This window comes from Bradyrhizobium sp. LA6.8 (assembly GCF_040547935.1).
GTDB lineage: Bacteria > Pseudomonadota > Alphaproteobacteria > Rhizobiales > Xanthobacteraceae > Bradyrhizobium > Bradyrhizobium barranii.
In genome coordinates this window covers 983,017-1,000,120 of record NZ_JBEPQQ010000001.1, presented here as the reverse complement: position 1 = coordinate 1,000,120, position 17,104 = coordinate 983,017, and the positions used below count along the sequence as shown (strand labels likewise).

The 17,104-nt window shown below is 65.6% G+C and carries 14 protein-coding genes; 5 read left to right on the top strand and 9 right to left on the bottom strand.

From position 1 onward, the window contains the following. Positions 1–8 precede the first annotated feature (8 nt). The gene (locus ABIA90_RS04305; protein ID WP_354117406.1) at positions 9–941 is read left to right on the top strand and encodes a lipid A biosynthesis lauroyl acyltransferase; all 933 of its coding nucleotides are present in this window, start codon (positions 9–11) and stop codon (positions 939–941) included. Positions 942–1,166: 225 nt separating this feature from the next. On the opposite strand, the gene ABIA90_RS04300 is transcribed toward ABIA90_RS04305, so the two are convergent. Together ABIA90_RS04300 and ABIA90_RS04295 are read right to left on the bottom strand one after the other, a co-directional pair. Beyond that, positions 1,167–1,973 (bottom strand): outer membrane protein, encoded by an 807-nt coding sequence (locus tag ABIA90_RS04300; RefSeq protein WP_354117630.1) that lies wholly within the window; start codon positions 1,971–1,973, stop codon positions 1,167–1,169. 154 nt (positions 1,974–2,127) lie between these two features. Then, on the bottom strand, positions 2,128–2,979 hold the full coding sequence (locus tag ABIA90_RS04295) for a tetratricopeptide repeat protein (RefSeq protein ID WP_354117405.1): 852 nt from the start codon (positions 2,977–2,979) through the stop codon (positions 2,128–2,130). Here ABIA90_RS04295 and ABIA90_RS04290 point away from each other — a divergent pair, their 5' ends adjacent. Next, a complete protein-coding gene (locus ABIA90_RS04290) occupies positions 2,980–3,276 on the top strand; it encodes a hypothetical protein (protein WP_354117404.1) in 297 nt (98 codons plus the stop codon). It begins immediately after the preceding gene. A 158-nt stretch (positions 3,277–3,434) separates the two neighbouring features. Here ABIA90_RS04290 and ABIA90_RS04285 read toward each other — a convergent pair whose 3' ends face one another. From ABIA90_RS04285 to ABIA90_RS04275, 3 genes are read right to left on the bottom strand one after another with little or no spacing between them, the layout of a single operon-like run. Further along, positions 3,435–5,801, bottom strand: coding sequence for a S8 family serine peptidase (locus ABIA90_RS04285; RefSeq protein WP_354117403.1), 2,367 nt, complete (start codon positions 5,799–5,801; stop codon positions 3,435–3,437). After that, positions 5,798–7,099, bottom strand: a complete 1,302-nt coding sequence (locus ABIA90_RS04280; RefSeq protein ID WP_354117402.1) for a hypothetical protein — start codon at positions 7,097–7,099, stop codon at positions 5,798–5,800. The genes ABIA90_RS04285 and ABIA90_RS04280 overlap by 4 nt, the downstream gene beginning before the upstream one ends. 14 nt (positions 7,100–7,113) lie before the next feature. Continuing rightward, entirely contained in the window at positions 7,114–8,301 is a 1,188-nt protein-coding gene (locus ABIA90_RS04275; protein WP_354117401.1) for a phosphorylase family protein, read from the bottom strand. 113 nt (positions 8,302–8,414) lie between these two features. On the opposite strand from ABIA90_RS04275, the gene ABIA90_RS04270 reads away from it, so the two are divergent. From ABIA90_RS04270 to ABIA90_RS04260, 3 genes are read left to right on the top strand one after another with little or no spacing between them, the layout of a single operon-like run. Further along, positions 8,415–10,619 carry a xanthine dehydrogenase family protein molybdopterin-binding subunit gene (locus ABIA90_RS04270; RefSeq protein ID WP_354117400.1) on the top strand — a complete coding sequence of 735 codons (2,205 nt, stop codon included), beginning with the start codon at positions 8,415–8,417 and terminating at the stop codon, positions 10,617–10,619. Next, a complete protein-coding gene (locus tag ABIA90_RS04265) occupies positions 10,616–11,086 on the top strand; it encodes a (2Fe-2S)-binding protein (RefSeq protein ID WP_354117399.1) in 471 nt (156 codons plus the stop codon). The genes ABIA90_RS04270 and ABIA90_RS04265 overlap by 4 nt, the downstream gene beginning before the upstream one ends. Before the next feature lie 3 nt (positions 11,087–11,089). After that, the gene (locus ABIA90_RS04260; protein ID WP_354117398.1) at positions 11,090–12,082 is read left to right on the top strand and encodes an FAD binding domain-containing protein; all 993 of its coding nucleotides are present in this window, start codon (positions 11,090–11,092) and stop codon (positions 12,080–12,082) included. Between the two features lie 38 nt (positions 12,083–12,120). Here ABIA90_RS04260 and ABIA90_RS04255 read toward each other — a convergent pair whose 3' ends face one another. The 4 genes from ABIA90_RS04255 to ABIA90_RS04240 form a co-directional block, all read right to left on the bottom strand. After that, positions 12,121–13,245: a polyamine ABC transporter substrate-binding protein gene (locus ABIA90_RS04255; protein ID WP_354117397.1), complete on the bottom strand. Its 1,125-nt coding sequence runs from the start codon at positions 13,243–13,245 to the stop codon at positions 12,121–12,123. Between the two features lie 5 nt (positions 13,246–13,250). Continuing rightward, complete coding sequence (locus ABIA90_RS04250) at positions 13,251–14,432, bottom strand: aminotransferase (RefSeq protein WP_038932055.1); 1,182 nt, start codon at positions 14,430–14,432, stop codon at positions 13,251–13,253. Between the two features lie 7 nt (positions 14,433–14,439). Continuing rightward, positions 14,440–14,766, bottom strand: a complete 327-nt coding sequence (locus tag ABIA90_RS04245) for a rhodanese-like domain-containing protein (RefSeq protein ID WP_028170872.1) — start codon at positions 14,764–14,766, stop codon at positions 14,440–14,442. Positions 14,767–15,070: 304 nt separating this feature from the next. Beyond that, positions 15,071–16,999 carry a potassium transporter Kup gene (locus tag ABIA90_RS04240; RefSeq protein ID WP_354117396.1) on the bottom strand — a complete coding sequence of 643 codons (1,929 nt, stop codon included), beginning with the start codon at positions 16,997–16,999 and terminating at the stop codon, positions 15,071–15,073. Positions 17,000–17,104 lie beyond the last annotated feature (105 nt).

The following is a 17,104-nucleotide window of genomic DNA, read 5'->3' as shown; positions in this document are numbered from 1 at the left end:
CCGGACGCATGGCGCTGCTTCCTGCGAGCACGAAGGCCCGCGCGCGGGAGGCCGCCAAGTCGATCGGCGGAAGCCTGATCGGCGCCGCCACCGTCGGCATGCTGCGCACCACGCGCTATTTCGATCCGGCCAAGACCTCGGACTTCTTCTCCCGCGTGGTGAAGACAATCGGCCCGCGCCTGCGCGAGCACCGCATCGGCCGCGCCAATCTCACCGCGGCCTTTCCGGAGAAGTCGCCCGAAGAGATCGAAGAGATCCTGATGGGCGTCTGGGACAATCTCGGCCGCGTCGGCGCCGAATTCGCCCATATGGACCAGGTCTGGGATTACGACCGCGATCATCCGGAAAAGAGCCGGATCGAATTGCCCCAGCGCGGCATCGAGCTGTTCGACCAGATCCGCGACGACGGCAAGCCCGCGCTGATCTTCGCTGCGCATCTCGCCAACTGGGAATTGCCGGCGCTCGCCGCCGTCGCCCATGGGCTGGACACTGCGATCCTCTATCGCCGGCCGAACATCGCCTCTGCCGATCGCATCATCCAGGAGATGCGCCAGGTCAACATGGGCACGCTGATCCCCGCGGGGCGCGATGCGCCGCTGCGGCTCGCGCAGGCGCTGAAGGACGGCAAGCACGTCGCCATGCTGATCGATCAGTATCTGACCGGTGGCGTCGAGGTCACCTTCTTCGGCCGCAAGACCCGCGCCAACCCGATGCTGGCGCGCCTGCTGCGTCAGGTCGAATGCCCGATCCACGGCGTCCGCATCATCCGCCTGCCCGGCAACCGCTTCCGCGGCGAGCTGACCGAAGAGATCAAGCCGGTGCGCGACGCCGACGGCAAGATCGACATCCAGGGCACGACGCAGGCGATCACGAGCGTGGTGGAAAGCTGGGTGCGCGAGCATCCCGAGCAGTGGCTGTGGCTGCATAGAAGGTGGCGGTAGCGAGCCGTCAAACGGCTAACGCGGCTACCTATTCCTCATCCTGAGGAGCGCGAAACGCGCGTCTCGAAGGATGCAGGCCCGGCCGGTGGCCTCGCCCTTCGAGACGCGCGCGAAGAGCGCGCTCCTCAGGTGAGGGTCTGGCCTTCTCTCTGCCGAAAGACTTCGTCCCAAACCAAAAGGCCCCGGCGCATGACCGGGGCCTTCGCGTTCAAGCTCTCGAACCGTTCAGTAGTTCGCGACCACCGGTCCGCCGAACGTGTAGTTCACACGCACCGTGCCGATGTCGATGTCCTGGCTGATGCGGTGGGTGCTTGGCGGCGCGGCAAAGGGCGCAATAGTGTTCGTGGTCACGTCCCGGCTGCCCATGAACAGATGATCGTATTCGACGGCGACGGACCAGCCCGGCGCAAAGCCGAACTCGATTCCCGCGCCGACGGTCCCTCCCCAGCGCGTCTCGGAGCCGACAGCGCCGGTCTGGCCAGCGACAACGGCGAAGAACGGCGCGAGAGCGGCCGCGCCAGCCGGCGTCAGCGTGAGCGAGTATTTGTCGTGAACGACGGCGGCACCGCCCTTGGCATAGAGCAGCACGTTGTTGAAGGCGTATCCGACCTGCCCCGTGAACAGGCCGAAGGCGTCGACCTTGGTGACGTCGTTGAGGAGAGAGGTGGTACCAAAGACGGCATACTGGCTCGCGTTGCTGCCCCTGAAATCGGCCCAGTTGCCCTGCGCCTCCAGGCCGAACACCCAGTTGGTCGCCTGCCAGCGATAGCCGATCTGTCCACCGACGGTGGCGCCTGTCGCGTTGTGGCACCCCTCGGGAACTGACGGCACGATCGGGAAGCCGGAATCGTTGAAGATGTCCCAGCAGGTGTGCGCAGAACCGCCGCCACCGTTGATACCGAGATAGAGACCGCCCCAATTGTAGACCGGCGCCACGACAGGAGCCTTGGTGTAACGCGGGGCCATGTCAGCCGCCGACGCAGCGGTGACGAACAGCAACGAGCCAGCCGCAGCCAGAACAACTTTCTTTATTGGGGCAATTCCTATGAACGAATATATTCCGGTTCCATACATCGGAACCGCGCCGGACGCTGTCACCCCGAGGACACATCCGGATACCATCGCAACGACGTCAGGTTGTATGCGCAATCTGAGAAGACCGGCCGCAGATCGGCACCGCGCGCGTTCACTGCTCGGGCAACCCCGCGTCGACCTCGGCCTGAACGACGCGCTCCCAGGCTGCGATGCAAACCGGACTTGCGTTCTTCATCGGCGGCCAGACGCTGAGCCTCGTCGTGCCGGGCCGCAGCCTCAGTCCCTCCGCGATCGCTGCCCTCGCCTCCTCGAACCGGCCCGATCTCTGGTAGGCCGCGGCAAGCATAAAATGCGAGCGGCCGGTCCCCGGCGTGATGGCGATCGAACGCTGCAGCCAAGGCAATGCCCCCTCGTAGCGCCCCATCAGGACATGCGTCATGCCTGCGCCGAGCAGCCAGGTCCAGCGCGAGGCCGGCGGCGTGTCGTAGCGACCGGCTTGCTGGAATGTCGCGAGCGCATCGTCGAAGCGGCCGAGGTAGATCTGGCCGAGGCCGATCAGATAGAGCGCAGACCCGTTCCACGGATCGAAGCTCAAGGCCCTGGCGCAGGTGACGAGACTTTCCACGAAATGGTTGGTGGCGCTGAGGAAGCGGCAATAGGCCTCGGCCACCGCAATCGAATTCGGCTTCGACCTCAGCGCCTGCTCCAGCGTCGCAGTGGCCCTCGCCTCGACCGCGGCCGCCTCCTCGGGGCTGAACCAGATCATCTGGATGCCTCGCATCTGCAGCGAGGCGAGCGCGACCGCGACGTCGAGATTGTCGGGGTCGTCGGCGAGCGCTTTTTGCAGCATGGCCTGCGCCGCGCCAAAACGCTCCCGCGTGGTCTGGTTGATCGAGGCGAGCGCCTGCTCGACCGCCACCCTGTCGCCGCCGGCCGACGATCTGCGGCGCGCGGAGGACGACGTGCTCGGCTCCAGGATTTCGTTCAGGCGGCGCGCAAGCACATGGCCGACGCCCGCAGCGAGCCGGGCCTGCGCAAGCTGCGCGTCCGCCTCATCAGCGCCGCCTTCCAGATGCTTCCCGGGGCCGCCTTCACCGTCAGCGGTGCGCGACCGGCAGCCGACTCCGCTCTCGTCGGTGGCCGGGCCGAGATGAAATGGCGAAACGGCCTCTCGCTCGCGGGCACGGTCGAAGGCGAGTTCTCCCGCAGCACGCAGACGTACACCGGCAAGGGCACGGTGCGCTTTATGAGTGGTAGGCAGGCTCCGCGCGCCCCGCGCGCCGGGCCAATCCGCCGCTGACGCGCCTGATCCGCCCGGTCGAATGCCAGATCCACGGCGTACGCGATGCCGACGGCAATATCGACATCCAGGGAATATCCGGTGGCAGCACCGGAGGCGATAGCGAAGCGACGCACTCGGCGGCTTCGACGGGGCTGTTGCCATCGCGGCGGGCGCGTTCAGTTCATTCGGCTCGGCGCTTCCGCGATCGCGCCGCAAACCACCAGCCCATAGCCCTGGCGCGGATAGACCGTGTTGCGGGCCCAGACGCGGACGGTGTAGCTCCCGGCTTCCGGCGTGCGCAGCCGGATCTGCTCGACCGTATTGCGACGATCGGTGATTGCGCCACCTGCGCCGCTATCCGGCGGCGCAAACCCGCGGCCGTAGCGGTGGTCCGGGTTTCCGACGATCTGCTCGCCATTCGGTTTCAGCAGCGCGAGCTGGAGATCGTTCTGCACGCCGTTGCCGGGCGCATCGGTCCAACATAGCGTCACCACCAGGTCACCGGCCGCCTCTGCCGCCAGACGCATCCGGTAGCGGTGCACGCTGAAGCCCGGAGCGCCGAGGGCAAGTCCGCTCTCGAGGGCATCGCCCGCCTCGTTCGCAACTTCGATCATCGCGATCGTCCGGCCGGCCGGCAGCTCCGGTCCCGGCACGATCGTACGGAGGTCGAGCCGCCCAAAACCCTGATCGAAGTCAGGATAGCCGATTTCGGGAGCCCCGGGGCGTTCGCAGGGCGCGATCGGCCTGGTCGCCGTGATCAGGAGCGCCTTCATCAACGCGGCCGACGGATGGGCGATCTGATGCCGCTCGCGCAGATATTGTCTGAGCACCGCCGCGGCTCCCGTCACCGCCGGCGCCGCCATGCTGGTCCCCTGCAAATAGATGTAGTGGTTGCCGTGGATGGCGGTCTCTTCCCATCGGCGGAAGGCATTGGGAGCGTCGATACGGGTGGAAAGAATGTAGGTGCCGGGTGCAACGAGGTCCGGCTTCACGCCGTCATTGTCGGTCGGTCCGGCACTGCTGAGGAGCGCGACCTCATCGGTTGCCGGCGCGAGCGGATGCGAACCCGCCGGCAGCGGAAAGCGCACGGAATCATACTCGGCCCAGGTCTTGGTGAAGTTCGTGCGATCGGTGCCACAGGCGCCCACCGTGAGCACATTCTTGGCGGTCGCCGGGGATCCGACGTTCCAGAAACTGCGCTGTCCATTGCTTGCCGTCGCCTCGTTCCCGGCCGCGACGACGACGAGCGTTTCGGGATGCTCGTGCACGAAACGATCGAACGACAACGAGCCGGTATCGTAGGTCGAGCCGAGAGGCTTTGCCCAGCTGCAATTGACGATGCTCGCGCCGCGCTGCCTGGCCTCGGCGAGCAGATCGGCAAGCTCGACGGGCAAGGCGAGCGCGCCGTTGTCACGGACGATGCCGATCACGACGAGTTCGGCGCCCGGCGCAATGCCGCGGATCTCGCCGTTCGACGCCGCGCCCGTCCCGGCGATGATCCCCGCGACATGCGTGCCGTGCCCGTCGATATCGATTTCGGAGCAGCCATCATAGCTGACCAGGTCGCGAAGGCGCGTCCCTATAGTGCCGGGCGGTCCGCCGAAATCCGGATGATCTGGCTTGATGCCGCTGTCGAGCACGGCGACCAGCTCGCCCGCGCCGGTCCAGGCCCGACCGACGCTGTCGGCGTCCGGACCCAGCCGGTCGACGCCGATCAGTCCGCGTAGACGATCGCAGGCCAGCCTTGCCTCGGGCGACGGCGTGAGCATCCGCACCTGCGGCAGTCCGGCGATACGCGCGAGCAAATCGTCATTGAACGCGGCCTCAAACCGCACGAGGCACTCACCGGTACCGAGAACATGAAGTCCAAAGTCGCGACGGAGCGTCTCAGCGAGTCCCTGCGCCTCGCTCGCCTCGTGCGTCAGCGCATCGAAACGTCCCGGCCCGTCATCCGATCCGCGCCCTGTGGCTGCGGCACCATCGCGCGATTGGAGAAGCGTGAGCAAGCCGGTGCTGACCGAATCCAGCAGGTCGTATCGGCGGACCGTGGTGACAAATGGCAGGCCCTCGAGCTTCGCTCGCTGCATGTCGTCCAGATAGACCTGATAAAAGCCGCGACGATAATTCAGGATCCGCACATCCAACTGCGCAAGCTGCTGACGCCGCTCCTGCGTCAGCGGCCCGTCGAGCGCGAAGCGATAGCAGGTCGTATTCTGCCGATCGGTGACCCCGGCGGACATTTTTGCGAAACGCGCCATCAGCTGCGGATCGTTGCGCTTGCTCGGCCGCGTGAACTGCGCCTGGGCGCGTGCCGATGCGGTCGCGACGGCGGTCGCCTGCACGGTGTTCGCCGCGGCCGGCTGTGCCTCGTCAGTCGCGACGTCGAAGCCCTGCGCGCGCAAGGCCGCGGCCCGCTCGGGCCCAATGTCGGCCTCCACATAGCCTTTGAACCAGGCCAGCCGGTCAGATGGGATATCCCGCAGGGCCTCGGACAGGCGGCCTTCCTCGGCCTCGCCGAAGAAAATATGCGCGCGCCCGGTCATACCGCCGGTGGACCGCTCTCGGTGTCGTCGGACGCAGCCCAGGCGTCCGCCGCCGGATTGAGGTGCTCGATAAAGTGCTTGAGCAGTTCGGTCTGCGCCGCCTTGTCTTCGCCAAGGCCGGGCACCCTGTCAGCGGTGAGGACCGGCGGCTTGGCAATGGGTTTGAGCTCCGCAAGGTAGTCGCAGGGACCGATGCCCAGCATCGGACAGAACACGCACGAACCCAATGGGCGAGCGAGCCGGCCCGTCGTGCTGTTGAGCCGCAGCCGGCCACCATGTGCGCATTGCACGAGTTGCCCGACCACCTTCAACTTTGCCTGCTCCCATGCGCCGGGATTTCCGGTCGGATGCGGCCCGAACAGAACTCGCGCGTCAAGCGTGGTGCCGTCGGGCAGGTCGCCGAAATGCAGCACGACCTCGCGCTCCATCAGCACCGCAATGCTGTCGCTGGGTTTGGGATCTCCTTGCGAGAAGCGGCCCTGGAGCGCACCGATGAACGTGCTGGCCGTATTCTGGCTGAACACCAGGATCACGCTCGGCAAGCTCTGAAACAGCTGACGCAGAAAGTAGCGCCGGCCGGAAAAGCACTCCCCAACGATGCCGCGCCGCTCGGCCTCGCTCATCGGCGGCAGCGTCGGCTGATCCTGATCCGCTTGCGTCGTCCATTTGGCGGACGGACAGGCCACCATGTTGCCGTAGGACAGGTCTTCACCGACCGTGAGACGATTGGGCGGCCACGACATGCCGCCGGCAAGAGCATCAAGCAGCCCCTGATACTGACGGTACATCTGCTGATCGCGCCAGTGCAGGGTGACCGTTTTGTGTCCCTCCGTATCGGTCGGCACGTTCAGCGCGAAGCTGGAGCCCGGCGGCGCATCGGCCGACGTTCCGCCGAAACTCGCATAGTCCTGTGACGTGAGCTCCGGCTTGGCCATGCGACGGTACCGGAAATAATGTGCGTATTGCCGATAGTCGTCGAACAAGGGGTTGAGCGAGCCACGCAGATTCGGCCACCACCCCGGCAGGTTGGGATTGATGCCGACTGCCAGCATCGGAGCCTTCCGACACCCGCTCAGCATTTCCGGCACGAGCGGTGCACGCCCGACATATTCAGCCGCGGCGCTGATGCCCGGCTTGGGCGGCCCCGCGCTTTCGTAGTCGAAGCTGTGGTAGGTACCCCACTTGCGGAAATACGAGCACGGATGCGCGGCTGCGCCCGGATTCTGCGCCACTCGTTCCGCCTGACAAGGCATCAGTTCGAACGCAAGTTCGACTTCGGTCGGAATCTGGGTGTCCACGTCCACCCTCCGCTTCAGGGCAGTCCGGCGATCACCGCCCAGGTCGCAAGCGCACTGTTGACCGTGGTCCAGTAGCCGAACCCCTTGTAGTAGTAGACCGCCCACATGATCTGCAGGCTTTGCTTCGCCGGCCGGTTGCGCAATGCACCGTTGATTTGCGGATCGGAGCAGTTGCGTATCACCAGCCAATTGGGTGTCGATTTGCCCGCAGCCTTGCGCTCCTCCATCGTCAGGCCCAGCACGGCATCGCCCATCTCGACCGCGCAGCCGATCTGGTCGAGGCGGTTGGTGGACGTACCGAACTCGAAATAGTCGGTGGTCAGGATCGGATGGAACGCCGGCATGTCGATACCGTCCAGCTTGATATCCGGATCGTTCTCACGGATCGGCTTTGGAATATGGTCGAGCGGCGCGAAATTGACGGTCGGTGGAAGGAATTCGGGCTCCGAAATCCGCGTCTTGAAGCGGCGCATCAATTCGACGGCCTTGGAGAAATGCGCGGTGCCGACCGCCCAATTCGACTGGTAGGTCTTGTCGTTGAACGGCGCATCGCGAAATTCCTGCTGCAGGCGAAACTTCGCCCCGCGGGTCACGACGACGTCGCCGAGATCGTGCTCGGCGAACACTCCGCCCGCCGTGCCCGTCGTGATGATCAGCGACGGTTTTGCTTCGTCCAGGATCTGATGAAAGAAATCCTTGACCGGAAGCGACGCATTGTGCGGGGCCCCAACCGGAGGATCCTGCACGCCGTCCTGGTTCAGATGCAACTCGGACTTGATGCAAAGCACGCGCTTGCTGCCGATGGTCGTCAGGTAGTAGCTGCCGAGCCGCTTCGCATTGCGCGCCGGCGCGTGAGGCCGGATCTTCGGCTCGTACGCGGCGAAGTTGCGGGCATAACGATACCAATGATCCCGCGTGACCTTCGGCGTGAGCACGTCGCAGAGGGCCATCTGCTCGTCCACCGTCCAGGTGACGACGACAACATCGGCCGTCGGCAGCGCCGCATTGAGATCGGGAGGGGGATTGATCGCGACCGGCGTCGGAGTAAGCCCCACCGGAAACGGTATTCCGAGATCCGCGGCCAGCGCGGCCGAGGCTGCCAGCATTGCGGGATCCGGCTGGTTCTCCAGATCGCCCGCTTCAATTCCCGACGACAACAATTCGCGCGCGATTTCTTTGCGGTAGTCCAGATCCTCAGCCATCTCGCCTCCCCTACGTATCAGGCCGCTCCCACCTTAGCGCTAATCCGCAATGCGCTACAAGCGAGGATTGAAACTGCATCGAAGTGTCGCTAGCCTCGCGGCGGAGGAACGCCATGGCTGCGATCGGACAGGAAGTGCCGCGCGTTGATGGTCCCGCGAAGGTGACCGGCAGCGCCACCTATTCCGCCGATGCGCGACCGGCGCAACTGGCCTTTGCCGCGCTCCTGGGAAGCCGCATCGCGAAGGGGCGCATCCTCGCCATCGACGATGATGCAGCGCGCGCCTCGGCCGGCGTACTGGCGGTGATCACCAGCCGTAACCGTCCGCCGATGGCGTTGCCGGACCCGCCGCCGGACTCCGCGGGCCAGCGGCGGCTGCCGCTTCAGGACGACCAGATCGATCATCTGGGTCAGCCGGTTGCGGTCGTCGTCGCGGAAAGCCGTGAAGCGGCCGAAGCCGCCCTCGCTTTGCTTGTTGTGAGCTATGCGCCCGCGGACGCGACGCTGCAGCCTGCCGAGCACATGCAATCCGTGTCCGTGACCGCCGACGGCCACAATTTCGCGTGGGCGACGGCTAACGACGCGGCCACCGGCGACGTCACCATCGAAGCCGTCTATACGACGCCGTTCGAGCATCACAACCCGATCGAGCCGGCGGCGACGACGGCAATGTGGGTCGGCGATGAGCTACAGATCTTCGATGCCACGCAATGGCTGACCGGCGTGCAGAAGATGTTGTCGACGGTCCTCCAGCTTCCCGCAGCGAAGATTCGCGTCGTGTCGAGATTTGTCGGCGGCTCGTTCGGGGCGAAGCGCCTGACATGGCCCCATGTCCTGCTCGCCGCCATCGCATCCAGACTGGTCGGACGCCCGGTCAAGCTCGCGCTGACCCGGCGTCAGATGTTCACGATGAACGGCCATCGTCCGCAGACCGAGCAAAAGGTCCGCCTGACGGCGCACGCCGACGGACAATTGACGGCCTTCGAGCACAACGCAATCACCACCACGTCGGCCAACGACGACTTCGTCGAGCCCGCGACGGCCAAGACCCGCATGATCTACAGCTGCCCGAGCGGCAAGGTCAGCAGGAAACTGATCAAGCTCGATCTGCCGACCCCGACCACGATGCGCGCGCCCGGCGAGGCGACGGGCTTCTTCGCCGTCGAATCCGCGATGGATGAGCTGGCGGCCCGATTGGGAATGGACCCCCTTGCGCTGCGGTTGAAGAACTATGCGGAGCGCGATCCGGTCAGCGGGAAGGCCTGGTCGTCCAAGTCGCTGAAACTCTGCTACACCGCTGCCAGCGAAAAGTTCGGCTGGGCAGCGCGCAAGGCGGAGCCGCGCTCGATGCGCGACGAGACCGGCCTGCTTGTCGGTTGGGGCGTGGCGAGCGCGGCCTATCCGGTGAACCGCTCGGCGGCCTCCGCGCGGATCGCGCTCGATGGCGCTGGACAAGTCAGGGTGCAAAGCGGAACCCACGAGATGGGCGCCGGAACCTATACCGCGCTTGCGCAGATCGCCGCCGACGCGATCGGCGCAACCGTCGACCGGATCCAGGTCGAACTCGGCGACACGCAATTGCCGCGCACCACCGTCTCCGGAGGTTCGCGCACGTTGGCGAGCGTCGGATCGGCCGTGCTCGCCGCCGGCAAGACGCTCCGCAACAAGCTGATTGCGGCCGCAACGGCGGCGACGGGATCACCCCTTCACGGCGTACCGGCCGGGAAGATCGATCTCGCGGACAATCGCGTGTTCCTGCGCGAGGCGCCGGGCACCAGTATGACATTCGCCGACGTCATGGCCGCGAGCGGCCAGGCGAGCCTGGATGCGACCGCCAATGCGGCGCCGGTTTCCACGCAAGCGCCGATGCTTTCGTTCGGCGCGCATTTCATCGAGGTCAAGGTCGATCCGGCGCTTCCGGTCCCGCGCGTGACACGCGTGGTGAGCGCCTTTGCGGCCGGGCACATCGTGAATCCCCTGATCGCGAGAAGTCAGCTGATGGGTGGCATCGTCGGCGGCATCGGCATGGCGCTGCTGGAGCAGACCGTGGTCGATCCGAAGATCGGGGGATTCCTCAACACCAGCCTGGCGGGCTATCTGGTGCCGACCAGTGCCGACATTCCCGCGATCGAGGTCCTGCTGATCGACGAGACCGACCTCAGTGCCAATCCGCTCGGCACCAAGGGCGTCGGAGAACTGGGCATCGTCGGCGCGGCCGCCGCAGTCACCAACGCGGTGTATCATGCCACGGGCGTGCGCGGACGCGCCCTGCCGATCCGGATCGATGAGCTGTTGGGGGCCGAGGGAGTGGCGCCATGACCGTCAGCATCGCATTTCGTCTCAACGGCAGCGCGCAGCAGCTCGAGGTGGATGCGCGCATCACGCTGGCCGACCTGCTGCGCGATCATCTGGGTCTCACCGGCACCAAGATCGGCTGCAACCGGGGCGAATGCGGGGCGTGCACGGTGCACATGGAAGGGCGCAGAATTCTCGCCTGCATGACACTTGCGGCCTTCGTCGACGGCAAGGACGTGGTCACAATCGAGGGCCTCGTCCAGCCGGACGGTAGCATGCATGCGATGCAGCGCGCCTTCGTCGAACACGATGCGTTTCAGTGCGGATTCTGCACGCCGGGACAGATCATGTCGGCCGTCGCTTGCCTCGCCGAAGGTCGCGCGGGCGACGATATGACGGTGCGGCACTTCATGAGCGGCAATCTGTGCCGCTGCGGCGCGTACCCGAACATCGTGAAGGCCATTCGTTCGGTTGCCGAGAGCCAGGGGTGAGCCATGCAGCCGTTCGAATTTTCACGTCCGGCGGATCTTGCCCAGGCGATCGCGGCTGCGCACGCACCTGATGCCCGGCCGATCGCCGGCGGCACCGAGCTCTTGAACCTGATGCGCGAAGGAATCTACCATCCGCAGCGCATCTTCGATCTCAACGGGCTCGGAGAGCTGGCCCGCATCGACGTCAAGCCAGACGGACTCGCGATCGGCGCGCTCGCGCGGCTCAGCGACATCGCCATCCACGAGGCAGTCGTCAGGGACTTTCCCGCGATCACCCAGGCGCTCCTCGAAAGCGCGTCGCCCCAGATCCGCAACATGGCTACGATCGGCGGCAACCTGATGCAGCGCACGCGTTGCGGCTACTTCCGGAACGGCGATATCGACGCGAAATGCAACAAACGCGCGACAGGAAGCGGCTGCGCGGCCGTCGACGCCGGGCAGGTCCGCGACTTCGCGATATTCGGCGCCAGCGAGGCCTGTATCGCCACGCACCCTTCCGACGTTGCGGTCGCGCTGGCGGCGCTCGATGCGCGCGTGCATTTGCGCAGCGCCGCAGCGGCGCGCACCGTTCCGGTCGTCGACTTCATCCGCCTGCCCGGAACCACGCCGGAGCGCGATACGGATTTGCGGGACGATGAATTGATCGTGGCGGTCGAGGTGCCGGCGGCGGCCGCGGCCTCCTCCTCGGTCTTCCTCAAATTGCGCGACCGTGCATCCTACGAGTTCGCGCTGTTGTCAGCTTCGGCCGCCTTGACGCTCGATCACGGACGCATCTCGACGGCCCGCCTCGCGCTCGGCGGCCTGGCGCATCGGCCGTGGCGTTTCACCGGCGTCGAGCAGGCGCTGACGGGCATCGCTCCCGACGACGCGCAGATCGGAACGATCATCGCAAACGAGCTCGGCAAGGTACCGGCCCGCCCGGGGAGCGAGATCAAGCTCGAACTGGCCGCGCGCCTCGCGCTGCGTGCTGTGCGCGCGGCAGCAGGGCTGGTGTGAGGAACGTCGCACAACGCGGGCGTGGGCCCGAGCGCCCCTCACCTTCCCGTCTTCACCTTTGTCCACAGCCGGTTGATGATCCGCTGCGTCGCAGGCTCGCGCGCCGTGATGACGAACAGTTTTGCCAGCGTCGCCTCGTCCGGATAGATGTTCTTGTCGTTCAGGATCTTCGGTTCGACCAGCTTCTGGCTGGCGAGGTTGCCGTTGGCGTAGGACAGGAAGTCCGAATTCTTGGCGGCGACATCAGGACGGTAGAGATAGTTGATCAGCTCGTAGGCTTCCTTGACGTTCTTGGCGTCCGCGGGGATCGCGAGATTGTCGAAGAACATCTGCGCGCCCTCCTTCGGGATGGCGTAGCCGATCTCGATGCCGCTGCTGTTGTCTTTCTTGGCCTCCGCCGCGCGGGCGCGGGCCTGCATGATGTCGCCGGACCAGCCGACCACGAAGCAGATCTCGCCGGTCGCGAGCGCGCTGAGATATTCGGACGAGTGAAACTTGCGCACGGACGGTCGGACCTTGGCGACGATTTCGGCGGCCTTCTCGAGGTCGGCCTGCCTGGTCGAATTCGGATCGAGCCCGAGATAGTTCAGCGCCGCCGGAAAAATGTCGTCGGCGGAGTCGAGCATGTGGACGCCGCAATCTCTAAACTTCGCCAAATTTTCCGGCTTGAAGACGATGTCCCAGCTGTCGATCTTCGCGTCGGGCCCGAGAATCTGCTTCACCTTGGCGACGTTGTAGCCGATGCCCGTCGTGCCCCACATGTAGTTGGCGGCGTAAACATTGCCGGGGTCGTAAATGCCAAGGCGCTCGGTCACCACCGGCCAGGCATTGGAGAGGTTCGGCAGCTTCGACTTGTCGAGCTTCTGGAAGATGTTGGCCTTGATCTGGCGCTGGAGGAAATAGGCCGTGGGCACCACGACGTCGTAGCCGGACTTGCCGGCCATCAGGCGCGTCTCCAGCGTCTCGTTGGCGTCGAAGGTGTCATAGACCACCTTGATGCCGGTCTCCTTGGTGAAGGCCTCAAGGACGTCAGGCGCCATGTAGTTCGACCAGTTGTAGAAGTTGACGACCCGCTCCTCGGCCCCTGCGGGGGCGGAAAGCAACGTCAGCGCCGCGGCGATTGCAAAACCAAGGCAAAGCCCGGGGCGGCCGACGTTCGTCATCTTTCCTACCTCTTGCGCCCGCGCACCGCGTCCGACAGCCGCTCCAGCGCGGTGTCGAGCGTCTCGTCCTTCTTGGCAAAGCAGAAGCGCACCACGGAAGTCACCGCGTCCTGCTCGTAGAAGGCCGACACCGGGATCGCCGCGACCTTGTAGTCTTTCACGATCCGCCAGCAGAACTCGGTGTCGCTCTCGTTGAGCCCGAGCGGCGACAGGTCGACGGTGAGGAAGTAGGTGCCCTGCGACTTCAGCACGGGGAAGCCGAGGCTCTCCAGTCCCCTGGTCAGGCGGTCCCTGCTCCGCGTCAAATCCTTGCGCATCGACAGGAAGTAGTCGTCGGACTTGCCGAGCCCATAGGCGACGGCGGCCTGGAGGTTCGGTGCGGTGGTGAAGGTCAGGAACTGGTGCACCTTGGCGGCCACCCGCAGCAGCGGCGGCGCGGCGCAGACGAAGCCGATCTTCCAGCCGGTCAGCGAGAAAATCTTTCCGGCCGAGCCGACCTTGATGGTGCGGTCGCGCATGCCGGGAATGGTGATCAGCGGGATGTGCTTGTGCTCGTCGAAGGTGACGTGCTCCCAGACCTCGTCGCAGATCGCGATGACGTCGAACTCCTGGCAGTAGCGGGCGAGCAGCTCGAGGTCCTCGCGCGGATAGACCACTGCGGACGGATTCAGGGGATTGTTGAAGAGCACCGCCTTGGTCTTTGAATTGAAGACGCTTTTCAGCATGTCCTCATTCAGCCGCCAGTGCGGCGGCTCGAGGCGGACGAGGCGCGGAATGCCGCCGGCTTGGCGGATGATCGGCAGGTAGGAATCATAGACCGGCTGGAAGCAGACCACCTCGTCGCCGGGCTGGACCACCGCGAGGATCGCCGAGGTCAGCGCCTCGGTGCCGCCGGAGGTCACCATCACCTCGCTCATCGGATCGAGCTTGAGGCCGTGCCAGTGGCCGTAATGGGTCGCGATCGCCTGGCGCAGCTCCGGCAGGCCCATCATCGAGGGGTACTGGTTGTAGCCGTTCAGCGAGGCATCGGCCGCAGCGCGGCGGATGTCCTCAGGCCCGGGATCATCAGGAAAGCCCTGGCCGAGATTGATGGCGTTGTTGTCGCGCGCGGCCTGCGACATCGCCTCGAAGATGGTGACGGGAAGGTCGGCAAAGACCTTGTTCAGCGAGGAGCTCTTGGTCGTCATCGCGAGGTCAGCCACCGACCTTGCTGGGAAGTCCCGCCGCCTTCCAGCCCAGCATGCCGCCGGCCAGATGCTTGTCATAAGGCAGACCCGCCGCCTGCGCCGCGAGCGAGGCCGTCACCGAGCGCTTGCCCGAGCGGCAGGCGAACACGACCTCCTTGCCCTGGGGATCGGGGATCGCCTTGGGATCGAAGGTCGAGAGCGGCACGACAACGCCGTAAGGATAGGCCTCGGCGTCGACCTCATTCGGCTCGCGCACGTCGACGAGCAGATAACGCCCTTCCGCGACACCCTTGGAGACCTCGTCCGGGGTCAGATCCTGTACCTGGTTTGCCACATCATCCTCCAACGTCACGAGCCGCCTGCCGGGGCGATCCCGGCGGGCGGCAACCTCGCCTCTCGGCAGGCGAAAATCAAGCGCTACAAAGGCTTGAGCTGCATGCCGCAAGTTAAAGCTAAATCGCAGCGACTTGAAGCGCGGCTTTCAGGATGCCTGAAACTCCTGCTTCGCATCCCACCACGCGCTCGGTGTCATTCCCCGCGAAGGCGGGGAATCCAGTACGCCGCGGCCTATCGATTCAACCACAACTGTCTCGGAGTACTGGATCGCCCGGTCAAGCCGGGCGACGACGGCGGTGGGGCTAGATCGTGACCTGGGTGCCGACCTCGACCACGCGGCCGGAAGGGATCTGGAAATAGTCGGTGGCGTCGTTGGCGGAGCGGCTGAGCGAGATGAACAGCCGGTCCTGCCAGCGCGGCATGCCGGAATGGGCGGCGGGCTTGAGCGCCCGGCGCGACAGGAAGAACGAGGTCGACATGATGTCGAACTGCCAGCCGAGCTTGCGGGCGATCGCCAGCGCCTTCGGCACATTGGGCGATTCCATGAAGCCGAACTTCAGCGTCACCTTGGAGAAGGTCGGTGAGATCTGCTCCAGCCTCACGCGCTCGGCTGGATCGATCCGCGGGGTCTGCGCGGTCTCGATGGTGAGAATGACATTCTTCTCGTGCAGCACTTTGTAGTGTTTCAGACTATGCATCAGCGCGGTCGGGGCGCTGAGCGGGTCCGAGGTCAGGAACACTGCGGTGCCGGGCACGCGCTGCGGCGGCCGCTTCTCCAGCATCGCCACGAGGTCGGCGAGCGGGAATTCGAGCTTGCGCGACTTCTCGAACAGCAGCCGGCTGCCGCGCCGCCACGTGTACATCAGGATGATCATGAGCGCGCCGAGCGCGAGCGGCACCCAGCCGCCCTCGAACACCTTGAGCAGGTTGGCGGCGAGGAAGGTCAGGTCGAGGAACAGGAACGGCACGATCAGGGCGGCGGCAGCGAACGGCGACCACTTCCAGACCTTCCAGATCACGACGAAGCCCATCATCGCCGTGACCACCATGGTCCCGGTGACCGAGATGCCATAGGCCGATGCCAGCGCGCTGGAGGAACGGAACAGCAGCACCAGCAGCACCACCGCGACCAGCAGAAGCTGGTTGATGCGCGGGATGAAGATCTGGCCCGAATGGGCTTCAGAGGTATGGCGAATTTCGAAGCGCGGCAGCAACCCGAGCTGAATCGCCTGGCGCGTCAGCGAATAGGCACCGGTGATGACGGCCTGGCTCGCGATCACCGTCGCGGCGGTGGCGAGAACGACCATGCAACCACGGAAAAGGCCTTGCGGGAACAGTTGGAAGAACGGGCTCACGATCGCGCCGGGATCGCCGAGGACGAGAGCGCCCTGCCCCAGATAGTTCAGCGCCAGCGACGGCAGCACGATGAACAGCCAGGCGGTCTGGATCGGCCGCTTGCCGAAATGGCCGAGGTCGGCATAGAGCGCCTCGGCACCGGTGACCGCCAGGAACACCGCGCCCAGCGTCACGAAACCAATGATGCCGTGGTGGAACATGAAGGACACGGCGTAGAGCGGGTTCAGCGCGAACAGCACCTGCGGCTGCTCGATGATCGGGTGGATTGCCGCGATCGCGATCACCGCGAACCAGACGCACATCACCGGACCGAAGAACGCGGCGACGCGGGCGGTACCACGCGACTGCACGGCGAACAGGCCGACCAGGATGATCACGGTCAACGGAACGATGTAGGGCTCGAAGTGCAGGGTGACGTCCTTCATGCCTTCGATGGCCGACAGCACCGAAAGCGCCGGCGTGATCACGGCGTCGCCGTAGAACAGGGCGCCGGAAATGATGCCGAGCAGGACGATGGTCGCGCCGCCGGTGCCGACCGCGCGCTGGGCCAGCGCCATCAGCGCCAGCGTGCCGCCCTCACCATTGTTGTCGGCGCGGAGCAGGATCACGACGTATTTGAGCGTCACCACGACGATAAGCGCCCACAGGATCAGCGAGAGCACGCCAAGCACAGCCGCCGGCGTCGGCACCCCCTCCGCGCCCGAGGCGGCCATCACCGCCTCGCGGAACGCGTAGAGCGGGCTGGTGCCGATATCGCCGTAGACGACGCCGATGCTGCCGAGCGTCAGCGCACCGAAACGGGCGGTGGTGTGGGCTTCGCCATGCCCATTGGCCGCCGCCGTTTCCGGGGCGGAAATCGCTACGTCACTTGTCATGGGAGAGCCCAGTGGCCTCTAGAATGCTTCACTGCACAACGGCGGAAGAGCGCGCGGCTTATAGTCCTGCGCTGCCGGCATAGCCTAGCCCGATTTTGGGCCCTT

Coding starts and splice junctions, on each gene's coding strand:
- ABIA90_RS04305 (WP_354117406.1), top strand. CDS start 9: ATGGCGCTGCTTCCTGCGAGCACGAAGGCCCGCGCGCGGGAGGCCGCC.
- ABIA90_RS04290 (WP_354117404.1), top strand. CDS start 2,980: ATGGCCGACGCCCGCAGCGAGCCGGGCCTGCGCAAGCTGCGCGTCCGC.
- ABIA90_RS04285 (WP_354117403.1), bottom strand. CDS start 5,801: ATGACCGGGCGCGCGCATATTTTCTTCGGCGAGGCCGAGGAAGGCCGC.
- ABIA90_RS04275 (WP_354117401.1), bottom strand. CDS start 8,301: ATGGCTGAGGATCTGGACTACCGCAAAGAAATCGCGCGCGAATTGTTG.
- ABIA90_RS04270 (WP_354117400.1), top strand. CDS start 8,415: ATGGCTGCGATCGGACAGGAAGTGCCGCGCGTTGATGGTCCCGCGAAG.
- ABIA90_RS04265 (WP_354117399.1), top strand. CDS start 10,616: ATGACCGTCAGCATCGCATTTCGTCTCAACGGCAGCGCGCAGCAGCTC.
- ABIA90_RS04260 (WP_354117398.1), top strand. CDS start 11,090: ATGCAGCCGTTCGAATTTTCACGTCCGGCGGATCTTGCCCAGGCGATC.
- ABIA90_RS04255 (WP_354117397.1), bottom strand. CDS start 13,245: ATGACGAACGTCGGCCGCCCCGGGCTTTGCCTTGGTTTTGCAATCGCC.
- ABIA90_RS04250 (WP_038932055.1), bottom strand. CDS start 14,432: ATGACGACCAAGAGCTCCTCGCTGAACAAGGTCTTTGCCGACCTTCCC.
- ABIA90_RS04240 (WP_354117396.1), bottom strand. CDS start 16,999: ATGACAAGTGACGTAGCGATTTCCGCCCCGGAAACGGCGGCGGCCAAT.